Annotated in this window: 14 protein-coding genes and 2 tRNA genes; 7 read left to right on the plus strand and 9 right to left on the minus strand. The window is 68.4% G+C overall.

The window, feature by feature from the left end; genetic code table 11:
* Positions 1-9 precede the first annotated feature (9 nt).
* From HPO96_RS04445 to HPO96_RS04470, 6 genes are all read right to left on the minus strand, one after another.
* On the minus strand, positions 10-1,623 hold the full coding sequence (locus tag HPO96_RS04445; protein WP_171671205.1) for an alpha/beta hydrolase: 1,614 nt from the start codon (positions 1,621-1,623) through the stop codon (positions 10-12).
* Positions 1,624-1,728: 105 nt separating this feature from the next.
* On the minus strand, positions 1,729-3,024 hold the full coding sequence (gene clpX / locus HPO96_RS04450; RefSeq protein WP_171671206.1) for an ATP-dependent Clp protease ATP-binding subunit ClpX: 1,296 nt from the start codon (positions 3,022-3,024) through the stop codon (positions 1,729-1,731).
* Positions 3,025-3,201: 177 nt separating this feature from the next.
* Positions 3,202-3,813, minus strand: coding sequence for an ATP-dependent Clp protease proteolytic subunit (locus HPO96_RS04455; protein WP_171671208.1), 612 nt, complete (start codon positions 3,811-3,813; stop codon positions 3,202-3,204).
* 25 nt (positions 3,814-3,838) lie between these two features.
* Entirely contained in the window at positions 3,839-4,462 is a 624-nt protein-coding gene (locus tag HPO96_RS04460; protein WP_171671210.1) for an ATP-dependent Clp protease proteolytic subunit, read from the minus strand.
* Between the two features lie 138 nt (positions 4,463-4,600).
* Positions 4,601-5,986 (minus strand): trigger factor, encoded by a 1,386-nt coding sequence (gene tig, locus HPO96_RS04465; protein ID WP_171671211.1) that lies wholly within the window; start codon positions 5,984-5,986, stop codon positions 4,601-4,603.
* Positions 5,987-6,065: 79 nt separating this feature from the next.
* A tRNA-Pro gene (locus tag HPO96_RS04470) sits at positions 6,066-6,138 on the minus strand.
* A 122-nt stretch (positions 6,139-6,260) separates the two neighbouring features.
* On the opposite strand from HPO96_RS04470, the gene HPO96_RS04475 reads away from it, so the two are divergent.
* The 4 genes from HPO96_RS04475 to HPO96_RS04490 all read left to right on the plus strand — a co-directional run bounded on the left by HPO96_RS04475 (position 6,261) and on the right by HPO96_RS04490 (position 10,007).
* Positions 6,261-6,331: transfer RNA gene (locus tag HPO96_RS04475), tRNA-Gly, on the plus strand.
* 282 nt (positions 6,332-6,613) lie between these two features.
* The gene (locus HPO96_RS04480) at positions 6,614-7,675 is read left to right on the plus strand and encodes an AAA family ATPase (protein ID WP_171671213.1); all 1,062 of its coding nucleotides are present in this window, start codon (positions 6,614-6,616) and stop codon (positions 7,673-7,675) included.
* A 559-nt stretch (positions 7,676-8,234) separates the two neighbouring features.
* A complete protein-coding gene (locus tag HPO96_RS38930; protein ID WP_420371458.1) occupies positions 8,235-9,452 on the plus strand; it encodes a vWA domain-containing protein in 1,218 nt (405 codons plus the stop codon).
* 9 nt (positions 9,453-9,461) lie between these two features.
* Positions 9,462-10,007: an AAA family ATPase gene (locus HPO96_RS04490; RefSeq protein ID WP_171671215.1), complete on the plus strand. Its 546-nt coding sequence runs from the start codon at positions 9,462-9,464 to the stop codon at positions 10,005-10,007.
* Here the strand turns inward: HPO96_RS04490 and HPO96_RS04495 are convergent.
* Complete coding sequence (locus tag HPO96_RS04495) at positions 10,004-10,474, minus strand: DinB family protein (protein WP_171671216.1); 471 nt, start codon at positions 10,472-10,474, stop codon at positions 10,004-10,006. The genes HPO96_RS04490 and HPO96_RS04495 overlap by 4 nt on opposite strands.
* Before the next feature lie 14 nt (positions 10,475-10,488).
* Complete coding sequence (locus HPO96_RS04500) at positions 10,489-11,682, minus strand: MFS transporter (protein ID WP_171671218.1); 1,194 nt, start codon at positions 11,680-11,682, stop codon at positions 10,489-10,491.
* A 454-nt stretch (positions 11,683-12,136) separates the two neighbouring features.
* On the opposite strand from HPO96_RS04500, the gene HPO96_RS04505 reads away from it, so the two are divergent.
* The 3 genes from HPO96_RS04505 to HPO96_RS04515 all read left to right on the plus strand — a co-directional run bounded on the left by HPO96_RS04505 (position 12,137) and on the right by HPO96_RS04515 (position 16,872).
* Positions 12,137-13,801, plus strand: a complete 1,665-nt coding sequence (locus HPO96_RS04505) for an ABC transporter ATP-binding protein (RefSeq protein WP_238354694.1) — start codon at positions 12,137-12,139, stop codon at positions 13,799-13,801.
* A complete protein-coding gene (locus HPO96_RS04510) occupies positions 13,798-15,654 on the plus strand; it encodes an ABC transporter ATP-binding protein (RefSeq protein WP_171671221.1) in 1,857 nt (618 codons plus the stop codon). The genes HPO96_RS04505 and HPO96_RS04510 overlap by 4 nt, the downstream gene beginning before the upstream one ends.
* Before the next feature lie 69 nt (positions 15,655-15,723).
* Positions 15,724-16,872 carry an AAA family ATPase gene (locus HPO96_RS04515; RefSeq protein ID WP_171671223.1) on the plus strand — a complete coding sequence of 383 codons (1,149 nt, stop codon included), beginning with the start codon at positions 15,724-15,726 and terminating at the stop codon, positions 16,870-16,872.
* Here the strand turns inward: HPO96_RS04515 and HPO96_RS04520 are convergent.
* Entirely contained in the window at positions 16,869-17,441 is a 573-nt protein-coding gene (locus HPO96_RS04520) for a dihydrofolate reductase family protein (protein ID WP_171671225.1), read from the minus strand. The two genes, HPO96_RS04515 and HPO96_RS04520, sit on opposite strands and share 4 nt — an antisense overlap.
* Positions 17,442-17,499 lie beyond the last annotated feature (58 nt).

A 17,499-nucleotide genomic window follows, 5' to 3' on the forward strand; every position in this document is an offset into this window, starting at 1 on the left:
TCGCGAGGGTCAGCCGGCCAGGCCGGCCACCTGCTTCTTCCCCTGCGGCAGCGGGTCGAACGGCTTGCGATCCTGCTGACAGGTCGAGTTGTCAGCCGGCGCCGCCAGCGTGGTCAGGTACTTGGTGAGCAGCTGGTCCGCGCACTTGCTGCCGCCGAGGCTGGTGGAGTGCCCCCAGCCCTCGATCGTGACCATTCGCCCGTCCGGCCAAAGGTCGGTGAACGGCCGCGTCGCCTCGTACGGCGTCGCCGGGTCGTGCCGGGTGCCGAACACCAGCACCGGGGGCTTGACCTTGTTCTCCCACGGCCCGCGGAACGCGTCGTCGTCCTTGAGCCCGAGGAACTCGCACTGCAGACCGACCCAGCTACGGAACCGGCCGAAGTGCGGAGCACGCTGGTCCGCCGCGTCGACGTACGCCGGGTAGTTCAGCGGGCGGCCGGTCTGGCGAGCCTCGACGCAGAACTGGAGGAAGGTACCGATCGAGGCGTACTCCTCCTTGCGCCGGTTCCACTCCTTCAACGACTCCGGCAGCTTCGGCGTCGTTTTGGCCCGAGCCGCCGCGGGCGTCGCCAGCTGCGACAGCGCGGCGAGCGTCTCGCCGATCTCCGGGTAGGCGTAGGACGAGTAGAAGCTCTGGAACAGGTACGCGACCAGGTCGGCGTACCCGATCGTCTCCGTCGTACCGTCCGGCAGCTCGACCACTACCGGCTTGACCTTCAGCTGGGCCAGCAGCTTCTCGGACACCGTCCGCGGGTCGCCGACCGCGTTCAGCGCGCAGGCCGGGCCGGCCTTCTTGCACTCCAGCAGGAACTGCTGGTAGCTGTCCGACGCGCCCTCGCCCTGGCGAAGCCGCGCGCCGACCGGCTGGCGTTCGCCGTTCGAGCCGGAGTACCACTCGGGGGACAGCGTGCCGTCCAGGACGAGCGCGCGGACGTTGTTCGGAAACAGCTTGCCGTAGGTGGCGCCGAGGAACGTCCCGTACGAGTAGCCGATGTAGTTCAGCTTCGCGTCGCCGACAGCCTGGCGGAGCAGGTCCATGTCCCGGGCGACGTTCGCGGTCGAGAAGTGCCGCAGGCGGTCCGGGGAGGTGATGCGGCAGTTGATCGCCACCTTGGCGGACTCGGTGATGTAGCGGCGCTCTTCCTTGGCGGTCACCGGGAACGCCTTCATCCCCTTGAAGGCAGCCTGCTCCTCGGCCTCGGTCGGGTAGCAGGTGGCCGGGTCGGACTTGCCGACGCCGCGCGGGTCGAAGCCGAGGATGTCGAACCGCGCCCGCAGCTCGGCCGAGTAGGCGAACTGGGCGACCTGCTGGATGAACGGCACGCCCTCCCCACCGGGGCCGCCGGGGTTCGTGAACAGGGTGCCGATCTTCTTGGCCGGGTCGCTGGCGGGCAACCGGGTCAACGCGATCGTGGTGGTCGGACCGTTCGGACGGTCGTAGTCGGTCGGCACCTCGACCGACGCGCACTGGAACGGCTTGAGCTCCGGCGCGTCCCCGCAGCTGCCCCAGTTGATCTTCGGGACGGCGGGCTTGGGCGCGGCAGCCGCGGTCGTCAGCGGCGCGACCAGCAGCAGGGCGGTGGTGACGACGGTCAATCTTCGAAGGACTCTTGATTGCCTCATGTCACCGAAGGTAGGCAACGAGCCACTCCGGCCGCGTCCACCACGAGAAGGAGGCCGGGAACCCGCCGTACGGCGGACCCGGCCTCCCTGTCGGCTACTGAGCTGCTAAGCGGTCTTGTCGCGGCGCTCGCGCTTGCGCTCGATCTGGTCGCGCGGGATCAGCGTGGGGTTCACGTTCTCCAGGACGACCTCGCTGTTCACGACGACCTTGGCGACGTCCTCACGGCTGGGCACCTCGTACATCACGTTGAGGAGCACCTCCTCCATGATGGCGCGCAGACCGCGGGCGCCGGTGCCGCGCAGCAACGCCTGGTCGGCGATCGCCTCGACGGCGTCATCGGTGAACTCGAGCTCGACGTTGTCGATCTCGAACAGCCGGCGGTACTGCTTGACCAGCGCGTTCTTCGGCTCGGAGAGGATCTTGATCAGCGCCTCGCGGTCCAGCGGCGAGACGGTGGTGATCACCGGGAGCCGGCCGATGAACTCGGGGATCAGGCCGAACTTGAGCAGATCCTCCGGCATGACATCGGCGTACCCGCCGACCTCCTTCGGCTTCTCCGGCTCACGGGAGGCGTTGAACCCGAGCGTCTTCTTGCCGACCCGCTGCTCGACCATGTGGTCCAGACCGGCGAACGCGCCGCCGACGATGAACAGCACGTTGGTGGTGTCGATCTGGATGAACTCCTGGTGCGGGTGCTTGCGGCCGCCCTGCGGCGGGACCGACGCCGTCGTCCCCTCCAGGATCTTCAGCAGCGCCTGCTGGACGCCCTCGCCGGAGACATCGCGGGTGATCGACGGGTTCTCGCTCTTGCGGGCGATCTTGTCGACCTCGTCGATGTAGATGATCCCGGTTTCGGCCTTCTTGACGTCGTAGTCGGCCGCCTGGATCAGCTTCAGCAGGATGTTCTCGACATCCTCGCCGACGTACCCGGCCTCGGTCAGCGCGGTCGCGTCCGCGATCGCGAACGGGACGTTCAGCATCCGGGCCAGGGTCTGCGCGAGGTAGGTCTTGCCGCAGCCCGTCGGGCCGATCAGCAGGATGTTCGACTTGGCCAGCTCGACGGCCTCGTCCTTCGCGTGCCGGCCGGCGCTCGAGGAGCCCTGACCGTCGCGGACCCGCTTGTAGTGGTTGTACACCGCCACCGCGAGCGCCTTCTTGGCCACGTCCTGTCCGACGACGTAGGCATTGAGGAAGTCGTAGATCTCGCGCGGCTTCGGCAGCTCGGTCAGACCGACCTCGGAGCCTTCGTTGAGCTCTTCCTCGATGATCTCGTTACAGAGATCGATGCACTCGTCGCAGATGTAGACGCCGGGACCGGCGATGAGCTTCTTGACCTGCTTCTGGCTCTTTCCGCAGAACGAGCATTTGAGCAGGTCACCGCCGTCACCTATGCGTGCCACCGGGACAGTTCCCTTCTCTGAGCAGACGAACTTTTTCGACGGTACCCCGTCCGGGGCCGAAACGCCGCGCTCTGCGCCGGGTTGTGTCTACGCCGGTGGCGAACGCGGCAGCCCCTTGACAGCCGGGGCGCGGCTGGTGGGCCCCGATCGGGGCCCACGCGCCGTCGTACGGGTGCCTCAGACGCCGGCGGGGACCGGGGTCTTGAGGGTCTGCAGGACGTCGTCGATCAGGCCGTACTCGATCGCCTGCTGAGCGGTGAGGAACTTGTCCCGCTCGATGTCGCGGGAGACCTCCTCGCGGGACTTGCCGCTGGCGTCGGACAGCATCGTCTCGAGCAGCGCGCGCAGGCGGAGGATCTCGTTCGCCTGGATCTCGATATCGCTGGACTGCCCGTAGGTGCCCTCGGTGGCCGGCTGGTGGATGATGATCCGGCTGTTCGGCAGCGCGAGCCGCTTACCCGGCGTCCCGGCGGCCAGCAGCACCGCGGCGGCCGAGGCCGCCTGGCCCAGGCAGACCGTCTGGACGTCCGGCTTGATGTAGCGCACGGTGTCGTAGATCGCGGTCAGCGCGGTGAAGGAGCCGCCCGGCGAGTTGATGTAGATGCTGATGTCGCGGTCGGCGTCCATCGACTGCAGGCAGAGCAGCTGCGCCATGACGGCGTTCGCGATCTCGTCCGTGATCGGAGTGCCGAGGAAGATGATCCGGTCCTCGAACAGCTTCGTGTAGGGGTCGATCCGGCGCATGCCGTACGACGTGCGCTCCTCCCACTGCGGGATGAAGTAGTTCATGTGTCGCGTCCTTTGCGGTGGAAGATCAGGAGTTCGGGCTGCCGGAGCTGAGCTGAGCGGCGCTGTTGACCACGTGGTCGATGAAGCCGTACTCCTTGGCCTTGTCGGCCGTGAACCAGCGGTCGCGGTCCGCGTCGGCCTCGACCTGCTCGAGCGGCTGGCCGGTGTGCTCGGAGATCAGCTTGAACAGCAGCGCCTTCAGGTGCAGCGACTGCTCGGCCTGGATCTTGATGTCGGACGCCGTGCCGCCCATACCGCCGGACGGCTGGTGCATCATGATCCGCGCGTGCGGCAGCGCGTAGCGCTTGTTCTTGGCGCCGGCGCAGAGCAGGAACTGGCCCATCGAGGCGGCCAGGCCCATCCCGACCGTGGCGACGTCGTTGGAGATCCACTGCATGGTGTCGTAGATCGCCATCCCGGAGTCGACCGAGCCGCCCGGGGAGTTGATGTACAGCCAGATGTCCTTGTTGGGGTCCTCGGCGTTGAGGAGCAACATCTGCGCGCAGATCGCGTTCGCGTTGTCGTCGCGAACCTCGGACCCCAGGAAGATGATCCGGTTCTGCAGCAGGCGCTGGTAGATGTGGTCGTCGTGGCCGCCGGATCCATTGCCGCCCGCGGCGGTGGGGCTGGCTGCAAATGTCTCGTTCACGAAGCCGACATTACTGGGCGGCGGCGACAGACCTAAGGCTGGGCTGGGGGTGTTCGCTCACGGCGCACCTCCACGCGCCTGAAAGCACCGCAGCCCGGACCCCATCGGGGCCCGGGCTGCTCGGCGTACGGGTGTTGCTCAGGCCTTCGCGGGCTCCTCGACCGGGGCCTCGGCGGCCTCCGCGGCCTGCGGCTCGGCGTAGGTGCCGTCCGGCTGCAGGGTCTTCAGCTCGACCACGTTGCCGGAGGCGTCGGAGACCTTCGCGTTCTCCACCAGGTAGGCCAGGGCCTTCCCGCGGACGACCTCGGAGACCAGGCTCGGGACCAGGTTGTTCTCGACGGCGTGCTGGGCGAACTGGTCCGGGCTGACGCCGGAACGCTGCGCGTGCCGGACGATGTGCTCGGTGAGCTCCTGGTCGTTGACCTGCAGCTCCTGCTGCTCGGCGACCAGGTCCAGCACGAACTGGGCCTTGATGGCGTCCTCGGACCGCTTCTTCAGGTCTTCGTCGAACTCGTCCTGGGTCTGCTCCTCGGACTCCAGGAACTGCTCGAACGACATCCCGGAGTACCCGAGCTGCTGCTCCAGGTTCTCCTTGCGGGCGGCCAGCTCGTCGGTCAGCAGGCCCTCGGGGACCGGCACGTCGACGAGCGTGAGGATCTTCTCCAGGACGGCGTCGCGGGCCTCGCCGGCCTGCTCGAGGCGCTTGCCGCGCTCCAGGCGGGCCTGGATGTCGGCCTTCAGCTCCTCGGCGGTGTCGAACTCCGACGCGGTCTGGGCGAAGTCGTCGTCGAAGGCCGGGAGCTCCTGCTCCTTGACCGCGGTCACGGTGACCGCGACGTCGACGTCGTCACCCTTGAGGGCGCCGCCGACCAGCTGGGTGACGAACGTCTTGCTCTCACCGGCGGTCAGGCCGATGACGGCCTCGTCCAGCCCGTCGAGCAGCTGACCGCTGCCGACCTGGTAGGACAGGCCGGTCGCCTGCGCCTCCTCGACCTTCTCGCCGTCCTTGGAGGCGGACAGGTCGATGGTGATGAAGTCCTTGTCGCCGACGGCGCGCTCGACCGGGTTCAGCGAGCCGAACCGGGCGCGCAGCCCCTCGATCTGCTCCTCGACCTCGGTGTCGGCGATCGCGATGTCCTCGACCTCGGCCTCCAGGCCGTCCAGGTCGGGCAGCGTGATCTCCGGGCGGACCTCGACCTCGGCGGAGAACTGCAGGCTCTCCTTGTCGTTGAACTCGGTCACGTCGACCTCGGGCCGGCCGATCGCCTTGACCTGGTTGTCCTGGACCGCCTGCGAGTACAGCTTCGGCAGCGCGTCGTTGATCGCTTCCTCGAGCACCGGCGCCCGGCCGACCCGCTGGTCGATCACCTGCGGCGGGATCTTGCCCTTGCGGAACCCAGGCACCTGGATCTGCTGGGCGATGCTCTTGTACGCCGCGTCGAGGCTCGGCTTGAGCTCCTCGAACGGCACCTCGACGATGAGCTTGACCTTGGTCGGGCTCAAGGACTCGACGGTGCTCTTCACGGTGGCGGTTCTCCTTGATCTGAATGACATAGCCGGCGCGGCGGACAGCCCGCACCGCAGCGGTGCTGCAGGGGGTTTGTCGGGGCGACAGGACTCGAACCTGCGGTCTCCTGCTCCCAAAGCAGGCGCGCTAGCCACTACGCTACGCCCCGCAGTGACCGCCCGAGTCTAGTCCACCCGCGGCACTGCTCGCGCCACCCCCCACCCCGAACCGGTTTGAGCCCGGCCCCGAGTCTGTGGAATCATGTCCGTGCGCCCGTTACAACGGACGCACGCGGGTGTAGCTCAATGGTAGAGCCCCAGTCTTCCAAACTGACTACGCGAGTTCGATTCTCGTCACCCGCTCGGGCGAGGGCGAGGTGTGCCTGCGGAAAGCGCAGGCGGTCTCGCCCTCTTCTGTTGTGCGCCGTCGCTTCGCTCGGCGCGGGCGGGGGCTTTGCCACCCGCACCCCCTGGCGTGGGTCGGGTAGGCGGCTGGGCTGGGTCGGGGGGCAGCTGGGCTGGGTCGGGGGGCAGGTGGGCTGGGTCGGGGGGCGGCTGGGCTGTTTAGCGGCTGGGCTGTTTATTCGGGTGACAGCGGGGGTGGGGCGGGGGATCGTTGGCTGGGAGAGTCGACGAGAGGGATGGATGCGGGCGGGGATTTCGGTCTCGGCGGGTGAGTTGCCGGGGGTTTTGTTGCAGGTGGCCGTGGTGCGGCCGGTGTTCTTGTGGGGCGCCCCGGGGATCGGGAAGAGCAGCCTGGTGCGCGCGTTCGCGGAGTCGCTGGGGCTCGAGTGCGTGACGTTGCTGGGGACGCAGCTGGCGCCGGAGGATCTGATCGGGGTGCCGCAGATCGTCGACGGCCGGAGCCGGTTCGCGCCGCCGGTGGCGATCGCGCGGGACGAGCCGTACTGCTTGTTCCTGGACGAGCTGAACGCGTCGTCGGCCGAGGTGCAGAAGGCGTTCTACTCCCTGATTCTGGACCGGCGGATCGGTGAGTACGAGCTGCCGGCCGGCTCGGTGGTGATCGGCGCGGGGAACCGGGCCACCGACAACGCCCTGGCGCGGCCGATGGCGAGCGCCCTGGTGAACCGGCTCGTCCACGTGCACCTGCGGGCGTCGGCGAGCGACTGGCTGCAGTGGGCCGGCACGGCGGGGATCCACCCCTGGGTGCTGGACTACCTGCGCAACCGGCCGGACCACCTGTGGACGGCGCCGCCGAAGATCGAGGAGCCGTTCTCGACGCCGCGCAGCTGGCACATGCTGTCCGACGCCCTGCACTCGTACGGCGACGACATCACCGACGACATGCTCCGGGTGCTTGCCTTCGGCACCCTGTCCCCCGCGCACGCGTCCACGTTCCGCGCCTTCGTGAAGACGGTCCGCAACGCGTTCGGGCTGGACGCCGTTCTGAAGGGCGAGGCCGGCTGGCCGAGCGCGCCCGAGGATCGCGACCTGCTCTACTTCCTGGCCGAGACGTTCCGGGCCCGGCTCGTGAAGGAGCTGGCCGCGGACAAGAACTCGGCGAGCCCGGCCGCGCGTCAGCTCGCCCACCGCGGCAAGGCGCTGCTCGTCGAGCTGGCCGCCATCTCGCTGGAGGTGGCCCAGTTGGTGATCGCATCGGACGACGACGGCCGGCCGGTGCTGCCGACGTGGTTCCTGGTCGAGGTCAGCCGGGATCTGCCGCGGCTGGTCGCTGCGCGTGCCTGACCGGCGCAAGTCCCGGAAGGACCCGGCGTGGGAGGCGACCATCGCCGGGTGGGCCACCGTCAGCCGGCATCCACTGTTCGCGCCGATGGTCAATCGGCTGCAGGGGCCGGTGCGCGACAACTCGGTCCCCCGTGACGGCTGGGCCACGATCAATTCGAACGGGTCGATCCGCACGCATCCGAGCCGCCGGGCGACGCCGTCCGAGTGGAGCTGGGTCTTCGCGCATCTGCTCATTCACCTCGGTCTGGGTCATGCAGCGCGCGATCAGCCGGCTGCTGACCACGCTGCGGCGGCCGCGTACGACACTGCGGTCAACCACTTCCTGCAGTCGCTCAAACTGGGCACACCGGTCGTGGAGCTGCCGCCGACGTTTCCTGGGGTTGAGGAGGACACGCTGGCCCGGCGGTGGCGGGCTAGCGGCGTACCGCTCGAGTACGACGGTCTCGGCGTTGCCGGTGCGCAGTCCGACGTACTGATTGAGCGGTGGAACGGATGGGGCAAGCCGCCGGACTGGAGTGCACTGTTCGCAGCCGGGCTGTCCGATGCGGCCGCTGCGGCGGTGGACGTCGCTGGTGGCGCACGGTCGTCGCTGTCGGATTCGAGGCGCGGTCGGAACTCGTGGGATCTCGCGCTGGGTTGGTTCGTATCGTCGTACCCCTTGCTGGGCGCTGTTGCTTCGACGATGAAGGTCGTGGCCGAGGCGGAGCTGGCACGCGGCTGGGAGATCAGTGTGGCCGCGGTGAACGCTGCTGCGGGTGAGATCTACGTCAACCCGCTCACTGTGCTCACGCAGCACGAGTGGCGGTTCGTGATGGCGCACGAGATGCTGCACGCCGCGCTGCGACATGGCGAGCGAGTTGGTGGGCGTGATCCGTACCTGTGGAATGTCGCGGCCGATCTGGTGATCAACGGTTGGTTGCTGGAGATGGGCGTCGGGAGTATGCCGGACGGCGCTCTGTACGACGCCTCCCTCAAAGGCATGTCCGCCGAGGAGGTGTACGACCGCATCGCCACAGACCTTCGTCGGTACCGGAAACTCGCGACGCTGCGCGGCACCGGACTGGGCGACGTACTGGGGCATCCGCTGCCGCACTCCGGCGAGTCTGCCCGTGCTGCCGGGCTGGACGACATCTACCGGCGCGCGTTGAGCACTGGGCTCGCCTACCACGACGCCTCCCGTGGCACGCTCCCTGCGGGCCTGGTCGAGGAGATCCGGGCGCTCGACCACCCACCGCTCAGCTGGGACGCCCAGCTCGCCCGCTGGTTCGAAGAGCATGTTCCAGCCGTGGAGCGCCGCCGTACGTACGCCCGCGCCTCCCGCCGCCAGGCCGGTACGCCAGACATCCCCCGCCCCGGCTGGATTCGACCTCTGGAGCTGGAGCAACTCCCGACGTACGGCGTCGTTCTCGACACCTCCGGCTCGATGAACCGGGAGCTGCTCGGCAAGGCCCTCGGTGCGATCGCGTCGTACTCCCGGGCCCGCGACGTCCCTGCTGCGCGGGTCATCTACTGCGACGCGTACGCGTACGACGCCGGCTACGTCCCGGTCGACGACATCGCCGGCCGCGTCCAGGTACGCGGCCGCGGCGGCACCGTCTTGCAGCCGGGCGTCGACCTACTCGAACGCGCCGACGACTTCCCTGCCACCGGGCCCATTCTGCTGATCACCGACGGCCAGTGCGACGTCGTCCGCGTCCGCCGCGAACACGCCTGGCTCCTCCCCCACTCCGCCACGCTGCCCTTCACCCCACGCGGCCCGGTCTTCCGCGTCGAGTAGGTTCTGCCGATGGCGCGGATCGGGACGGTAGACAGTCGGTTGGTAGTCGTACGCGGCAACTCCGGCTCCGGAAAGAGCAGCACAGCCCGAGCCATCCGCGAACGCCTCGGCTACGGCGTCGCCTGGGTGGAGCAGGACTACCTGAGGCGAACGCTCCTCCGCGAGCACGACCGCCCGAACCAGCCCAACATCGGCCTGATCGACCTCACCGTCCGCTACGCCCTCGACCAGGGCTACCACGTAGTCCTCGAAGGCATCCTCTACGAGCCGACGTACGGCGCCATGGTCCGTCAACTGCTCGCAGACCACCGCGGCGTCACCGGCGTCTACTACTTCCAGCTCCCCTTCGAAGAAACCATCAAACGCCACTCGACCCGCGCCCTCGCCAACGAAGTCACCACAGAACAAATGCGCGGCTGGTACCAACCACAAGACCTACTAGGCGTCCCCAACGAACAAATCATCGACCTCGACAGCACCATCGACACCACCGTCACCCGCATCCTCGCCGACCTGACCTGGACCGAAGGCGGCTCAATCGCCGACCCGATCTAACAACCCCCGTCGATCAGCCGCCTGATCACGGTGGCGTGGCCGGCGTGCTGGGCGGTCTCACTGAGCATCCGGACCAGCAGCTCCCCCATAGTCGTCTCGTGCTGCTCCCAGTGCGCAACCCACCCCGGACTGCTGAGCTCCAGCAGCTCAACAGTCGCATCGGCGTGCGCCCAAGCCTGCCGGTACATCCCGACGATGTAGTCACTCGCCTCGTCCGGCGTAGCCCACAGGTCGATCTCGTCGTACGGGTCGTCCCGAAACCACGACGGACGCTCAACCGGCGGCCGCCCGAACGCCTCCCCCAAATACCCGAACTCCAACCCCGCCAGGTGCTTCACCAACCCCAACAGATTCGTCCCACTAGGCACCATCGGCCGCCGCCGGTCATACTCCGACAACCCCTCCAACGCCCCCACCACCACCAACCGCCGCCCCCGCAAGGCGCCTAGCAGCTCGTCTTTCAGCATGTCGGCAGTTTGGCTCAGGGGAGGTGGATGGTTCGGCGGAGGGGGGAGAGTGCTGCTACTAGGACGGCGGTGAGGGTGCCCAGGGTGGCTAGGAGGAGGGTGGGGCGGAGGCCGAGGGTGGTCGCGAGGAGGCCGGCCAGGGCGGCGCCTAGGGCTTGGCCGCCGATGACGAGGGTGCGCCAGGTGGCGGTGCATTGGGCTAGGTGGTGGGTGGGGATGAGGGATTGGCGGAGCGTTCGTTGGGGGACGCCGTAGAGGGCCATGCCTAGGCCGGAGACGGCTTTACCGAGGTAGATGACGGGGGTCAGGGCGGTGGCCAGGGCGGCACCGGAGAGGGCGGCGAGGAACTGGCCGGAGAGGTAGCTGGGGCCGATGCCTACTCTTCGGGACCAGGCGGGGGCCAGGAGGGTGCCCACGACGGCTGCTACGCCTGAGGTGGTCAGGGCGACGCCGACGTACGCCGGGCTCCAGTGCAGCTCCCGGACCAGGTAGAGGACGACCAGCGGGCCTTGCATCGCGCCGAACAGCGCGCCCAGGGTTGCGGAGACGGCGAGCGGCCCGAGGAGGCGGTCGCCGAAGAGGACGCGGAGGCCGGTGGTGAGACGGACGCGTTCTGTGTCGACGGTCGGTGTCCGGCCGGGCTCACGGAGGCGGTACGACGCGACCGCCGAGACGACGTACGACGCCGCGTCGAAAAGGATCGCAAACGGCGCAGTGGCCAGTTGGACCAACAGCCCGGCCGCGGACGGGCCCACTGTCGAGGCGACGTTCGCGTTGAGCATCAGGGCGCTGTTCGCCCGCATCAGGTCCGTGCGCTGGACCAGCGCCGGAGTGAGCGTCTGTGACGCCGTGTCGGCCAGCAGCGTCAACACGCCGGTGAGCACGGCGACGGCGTACAGCTGCCACATGTCGAGTACGCCGAGCACAGCGGCCGCCGGAATCGACCCCAGCACCACAGCGCGGCCGACGTCACCCACCACGAGCAACCAGCGCAGCGACCATCGCCTGGCCACCAGGCCGGCGGGCAGCCCGAACACCAGATGCGGCAGGACGGTCAACGCCGACAGCAAGCCCATCTCCCACGGCGCCGCCTGCAGCGTCACCACCGCGACCAGCGGCAGCGCGACCGACGTGATCGAGCTGCCGACCATCGAGACCAGCTGCCCGACCCACAGCTTGCCGAACTCGCCCCGCGGCACCCAGACCATGCCGAGCAACCTGTCACCCCGAGCCACCCGCCGACTACAGCTGTTCGCCGCGAGCGCAGCGCGGACGACGCGCGGTGTGCCCGCGAAATTGCACGAAGTGGCAATCGAGCCGCCGATCTATCGCGGTTCGTAATGACTGTGACCCCGGTCACCGCCTGAGCGGGATCCGGGCCTATTGCAACCAGTGGTAATTCATCCACCGGGAATGGAAAACGGACGACAAGCGCTTACCTGTTCAGCGATACTGGAAAGTGCGCCGATTTCCGGTCGCGACCCCTCGTGCCGATTGATGATGGGAAGTGCGCCCGTCCAGATGCCCTCAGAGCAGCCTGCCCAAGCTCCCCCGATCCCTGCTCCCTCGATTGCCGATCCGTCCCCCCGAGCGCCCGAACGCAGCCGCAACCTGTGGCGGCTCCGGCCCTACCTGAGGCCGCACCGCGGGCGGCTGGTGCTGATGTTCTCGACCGCCATGCTGGGCGTCGGAGTCAGCCTCTCGGTCCCCCTGGTCACCCGGGCCATCATCGACGGCCCCGTCACCCGCCGCGAGCTCGACCTGCTGGTCCCGCTCGCCTTCCTGGCCCTCGGCCTCAGCGTCGCCGAGGTCCTGCTGGTCTGGGTCCGCCGGATGGCCCAGTCCCGCACCGTCAGCGACCTGGAGGCCTCGCTCCGGCACGACCTCTACGTCCGGCTGCAGTCGCTGCCGATGGAGTTCCACACCCGCTGGCAGAGCGGTCAGCTGCTCTCCCGCGTCACCACCGACCTGTCCACGATTCGCCGGTTCATGGGCTTCGGCCTGCTGTTCCTGGTGATGAACATCCTGCAGCTGATCGTGGTCACGATCCTGCTGCTGCGGCTCTACTGGCCGCTCGGCGTCGTCGTCCTGGCGGCGGCGGTGCCGATCGTCTGGCTGTCGCTGCGGTTCGAGAAGAAGTACCTGCTGATCTCCCGCGAGGTGCAGGACCAGCAGGGCGACCTGGCCACCCGGATCGAGGAGTCCGCGCTCGGCTTCCGGGTCGTGAAGGCGTTCGGCCGCCGCGCGCACGTCCAGGGGCAGTTCGACGACGAGGCGATCAAGCTCTACACCACCGAGGTGGAGAAGGTCCGGCTCGCGTCCCGGTTCTGGAGCTTCCTCGGCGTCATCCCGAACCTGACGCTGGTGATCGTGCTGCTGCTCGGCGCGCTCGCCGTCGGCCGGGAGGCGGTCACCCTCGGCACGCTGGTCGCCTTCATCACGCTGATGCTGTCGCTGGTCTGGCCGGTCACCTCCCTCGGCGCCATCCTCGCCATGTCCCAGGAGGCGATGACCGCGGCGGATCGGATCAGCGAGATCCTCGACACCCACTCGGTGATCAAGTCCGGTCCGGTCGAGCTGACGAACGCGCGGGGGCACCTGCGCTTCGAGCACGTCGGCTTCGCCTTCTCGGACGACTCCACCGAGATCCTGCACGACATCAACCTCGACCTCACCCCCGGCACGACGCTGGCGCTGGTCGGCGCCACCGGTTCCGGCAAGACCACGCTGACCGCGCTGGTCCCCCGCCTGTACGACGTCACCGCCGGCCGGATCACCATCGACGGGCACGACGTCCGGGAGCTCAGCCTGAACTCACTGCGGACAGCTGTCGCGTCGGCGTTCGACGACCCGACGCTGTTCTCGATGAGCGTCCGGGAGAACCTCACCCTCGGCCGCCCGGAGGCGACCGACGCAGACATCCAGCAGGCGCTGCAGGTGGCGCAGGCCGAGTTCGCCAACGATCTGCCGTGGGGGCTGGAGACCCGCGTCGGCGAGCAGGGTATGTCGCTGTCCGGTGGCCAGCGCCAGCGGCTCGCGCTGGCCCGGGCAGTGCTGGCCCGGCCGGCGATTCTGGTCCTCGACGACACCCTGTCGGCGCTGGACGTGCACACCGAGGCGCTGGTCGAGGAGGCGCTGCGCAGCGTGCTCTCCGAGACGACCGGCATCGTCGTCGCGCACCGTGCGTCGACGGTGATGCTGGCCGACCAGGTGGCCTTGCTGCAGGGCGGCACGATCACCCACGTCGGAACCCATCAAGAGCTGCTAGCGACGGTTCCGGCGTACCGGCACTTGCTTGCGGCGGAAGAAGAGGAGGTGCACGCATGACGACGACCCAGCAGACACCTCCTCAGCAGGACGATTCCGAGCAGTCCTGGCGCGGCGTCTACGAGGACGAGGGCACCGCGGAGTTGTCTAAGGCAACGACCGTCCGCCTCAAGGAGGACTCCCGCAAGTTGCTCGGCGAGCTGCTGCGGCCCTACAAGAAGCTCATCTGGCTTCTGGTCGTCATCGTCGTCGTGGAGAACGCAGCGCGGCTGGCCGTGCCGTATCTGGTCCACCTCGGCATCGACAACGGCATCCCGCCGATTCTGGCCGGTGAGGGCCCACAGGTCCTGATCACCGTCGTGATCGCGGTTCTGGTCAGCGCGCTGCTGCAGGCGTTCACCAGGCAGCTGTTCCTGATGCGGTCCGGCCGGCTCGGGCAGACGATCCTGCTCGGCCTCCGGCGCCGCGTCTTCGACCACTTCCAGCGGCTGAGCCCGGCCTTCCACGACAAGTACACGTCAGGCCGGGTGATCTCCCGGCTGACGTCCGACGTCGCAGTCATCGACGAAATGCTCGCAACGGGTTTCGACGGTTTGGTGACCGCCGTGCTCACTCTGCTCGGCACATCGATCCTGCTGCTCGTTCTGGACCTCGAACTCGGTCTGATCGCGTTGCTGTCCTTCCCGGTGCTGCTCCTGCTGACGGCGTGGTTCCGGCGCCGCTCGGCCGTGGTCTACCGGCGGACGCGCGAGGCCGTCGTCCTCGTCATCGTGCACTTCGTCGAGTCGATGACCGGGATCCGCGCGGTGCAGGCGTTCCGTCGCGAGCCGCGCAACGAGGAGATCTTCCACGGCGTCAACGACCAGTACCGCGAGGCGAACTACGAGTCGTTCCGGCTGAACGCGATCTTCATGCCGTCGATCAAGGGCGTCGGCAACATCACGATCGTGGCCATCCTCGCGTACGGCGGCTACCAGGCCTACCACGGTCATGTGACCGTCGGCGTCCTCGCGGCGTTCCTGCTGTACCTGCGGCAGTTCTTCGAGCCGCTGCAGGAGATCTCGCAGTTCTACAACACCTTCCTGTCCGCCAGCGCCGCGCTGGAGAAGCTGTCCGGCGTGCTGAACGAGGAGCCGGACGTTCCGGAGCCGGCCAAGCCGGTCCAGCCCGCCAGCTCGCGTGGGCACCTCGAGCTGCGCGGAGTGCGCTTCCAGTACGTCGACGGCGTCACAGTGCTGCCCGGCCTCGATCTGGACGTGCCGGCGGGTCAGACGCTGGCACTGGTCGGTACGACGGGCGCCGGCAAGACGACCATCGCCAAACTGGTGTCGCGTTTCTACGATCCGACCGGCGGGCGCGTGCTGCTCGACGGTCAGGACCTGCGTGACCTCAGCGAGGACGACCTGCGCGAGCGGGTCGTGATGGTGACCCAGGAGAACTTCCTGTTCACCGGCTCGGTCGCGGACAACATCCGGTTCGGCAAACCGAGCGCGACCCTCGACGAGGTGGTCGAGGCCGCGAAGGTGATCGGCGCGCACGACTTCATCACCGCACTGCCGAACGGCTACGAAACCCAGGTCGAGAAGCGCGGCAGCCGGCTGTCCGCCGGTCAGCGCCAGCTCGTCGCGTTCGCCAGGGCCTTCCTGGCCGACCCCGCCGTACTCATCCTGGACGAGGCGACCTCCAGCCTGGACATCCCCAGCGAACGCCTCATCCAGCGGGCGCTCCGCACCATCCTCGCGGACCGCACGGCCATCGTGATCGCCCACCGCCTCTCCACCGTCGAGACCGCGGACCGGGTGCTCGTCCTCGAACACGGGCAGATTCTCGAAGACGGTCCGCCCGACGTCCTGACCGGGAGCGGAGGCCACTACGCCGGCCTCCACCGGGCCTGGGAAGAGTCCCTGGCCTGACGCTTGCCGCAACCGGCCCCCTTCGACGCCTCACCAGAGGTTGTCGGAGGGGGTCGGTACGTTGGCAGGATGTTGAACGCGCTGGCAGTCGAGGGGTACCGGTCGCTGCGACGAGTTATCGTGCCGCTGCGCCGGCTGAACGTCGTCACCGGCGCGAACGGCACCGGAAAGTCCAGCCTCTACCGAGCGCTTCGTCTGCTCGCAGATGCGTCGCGGAACGGCGCTGTGGCCGCGCTGGCCCGCGAGGGCGGGCTCGACTCGACACTCTGGGCCGGGCCGGAGTTCGTCCGGCACGACCGGCCCGTGCAGGGCACGACGCGGATGGGGCCGGTCTCCCTGCGGATGGGCTTCGCCAGCGACGACTACGGCTATCTGATGGATCTCGGACTGCCGATGCCCAGCCACAGCATGTTCGGGCGCGATCCGGAGATCAAACGTGAAGCGCTGTGGTCAGGGCCTTTCCTGCGTCCGGCGTCCCTCTTGGTCGAGCGGAGCAACAGCCAAGTGCGGATCCGGGCGTCGAGCGGTCAGTGGGAGCAGGCCGGGCAAGAGCTGCAGACTTTCGACAGCATGCTCAGCCAGTTCGCCGATCCGCAGCGAGCGCCGGAGCTACTGCTCGTCCGGGAGCGGATGCGCGCCTGGCGGTTCTACGACCACCTCCGAACGGACGCCGACGCCCCAGCCCGGCAGGCCCACCTTGGTACGCGGACACCGATCCTCGGCCCCGAAGGCGCCGACCTGGCCGCGGCTCTGCAAACCATCAATGAAATTGGCCCGAACGGCGCTGTCGCCGAGGCGATCGACCAAGCGTTCCCTGGCAGTCAGGTCGCCATCAACGACCACGCCGGCCGTTTCGAGATCGCCTTCCACCAGCACGGCCTGCTGCGGCCGCTGTCCGGCGCAGAGCTGTCGGACGGGACACTGCGCTACCTGCTGTGGGTAGCCGCCCTGCTGACGCCGCGGCCGCCGGAGCTGCTCGTACTGAACGAGCCCGAGACGAGTCTGCACCCGGATCTACTGCCCGCCTTGGCGAACCTCGTGGTGACGGCCGCCAAGACGACGCAGGTGATCCTGGTGACGCACTCCCGCCCGTTCCTGGCCGCGCTCGACGCACTCGACGACCTGCACACGATCGAGCTGGTCAAGGACCGCGGCGCCACGACGATCGCCGGGCAGGGACCGCTCGACGAGCCGCCGTGGAAGTGGCCCAAACGCTAGCGCTGGACGTCGTAGACGAGCTTCTGGATGCCGTTGGCGTAGGTCTCGCTCTCGACGACCTTCAGCAGCTGCTTGTCCTTGTCGGAGTCGCTGAAGAGCCGCTTGCCGGCGCCCAGCAGCAGCGGGAAGACGAGCAGGCTGTAGCGGTCGATCAGGCCGGCGTCGGCCAGGCTGCGGTTCAGGGTGGCGCTGCCGTGGATGCTGATCGGGCCGCCCTCGGTCTCCTTCAGCGCCGCGACGTCGTCCAGCGTCCGCAGGATGGTGATGTCACCCCAGTTGTCGACCAGGTCGGCCTCCTGCAGCGTGCTGGAGACGACGTACTTCGGCATCGCGTTGTACTTCGGGAAGTCCGCCAGCTGCGGCCAGACCGGGGCGAACGACTCGTAGCTGACCCGGCCGATCAGCATCGCGGTCGCCTCGTCCTGCTCGCGGCCCTTGAGCTCGTACGCCGCCTCGACGAAGTCGAGATCCTTGAACGTCCAGCCGGAGCTCCGGTGACCGGGCTCGCCGCCCGGGGCCTCGATGACGCCGTCGAGCGAAACGAACGCGGTGGTGATCAGGGTACGCATCGGAAACTCCTCAAGTCTGAAGTGCTGTCATCACTGCGTCGACCGGGCCACCACACAG

This window comes from Kribbella sandramycini (genome assembly GCF_013131805.1).
Lineage (GTDB): Bacteria > Actinomycetota > Actinomycetes > Propionibacteriales > Kribbellaceae > Kribbella > Kribbella sandramycini.

Coding starts and splice junctions, on each gene's coding strand:
- HPO96_RS04445 (WP_171671205.1), bottom strand. CDS start 1,623: ATGAGGCAATCAAGAGTCCTTCGAAGATTGACCGTCGTCACCACCGCC.
- HPO96_RS04455 (WP_171671208.1), bottom strand. CDS start 3,813: ATGAACTACTTCATCCCGCAGTGGGAGGAGCGCACGTCGTACGGCATG.
- HPO96_RS04480 (WP_171671213.1), top strand. CDS start 6,614: ATGCGGGCGGGGATTTCGGTCTCGGCGGGTGAGTTGCCGGGGGTTTTG.
- HPO96_RS04490 (WP_171671215.1), top strand. CDS start 9,462: ATGGCGCGGATCGGGACGGTAGACAGTCGGTTGGTAGTCGTACGCGGC.
- HPO96_RS04495 (WP_171671216.1), bottom strand. CDS start 10,474: ATGCTGAAAGACGAGCTGCTAGGCGCCTTGCGGGGGCGGCGGTTGGTG.
- HPO96_RS04500 (WP_171671218.1), bottom strand. CDS start 11,682: ATGGTCTGGGTGCCGCGGGGCGAGTTCGGCAAGCTGTGGGTCGGGCAG.
- HPO96_RS04505 (WP_238354694.1), top strand. CDS start 12,137: ATGTTCTCGACCGCCATGCTGGGCGTCGGAGTCAGCCTCTCGGTCCCC.
- HPO96_RS04510 (WP_171671221.1), top strand. CDS start 13,798: ATGACGACGACCCAGCAGACACCTCCTCAGCAGGACGATTCCGAGCAG.
- HPO96_RS04515 (WP_171671223.1), top strand. CDS start 15,724: ATGTTGAACGCGCTGGCAGTCGAGGGGTACCGGTCGCTGCGACGAGTT.
- HPO96_RS04520 (WP_171671225.1), bottom strand. CDS start 17,441: ATGCGTACCCTGATCACCACCGCGTTCGTTTCGCTCGACGGCGTCATC.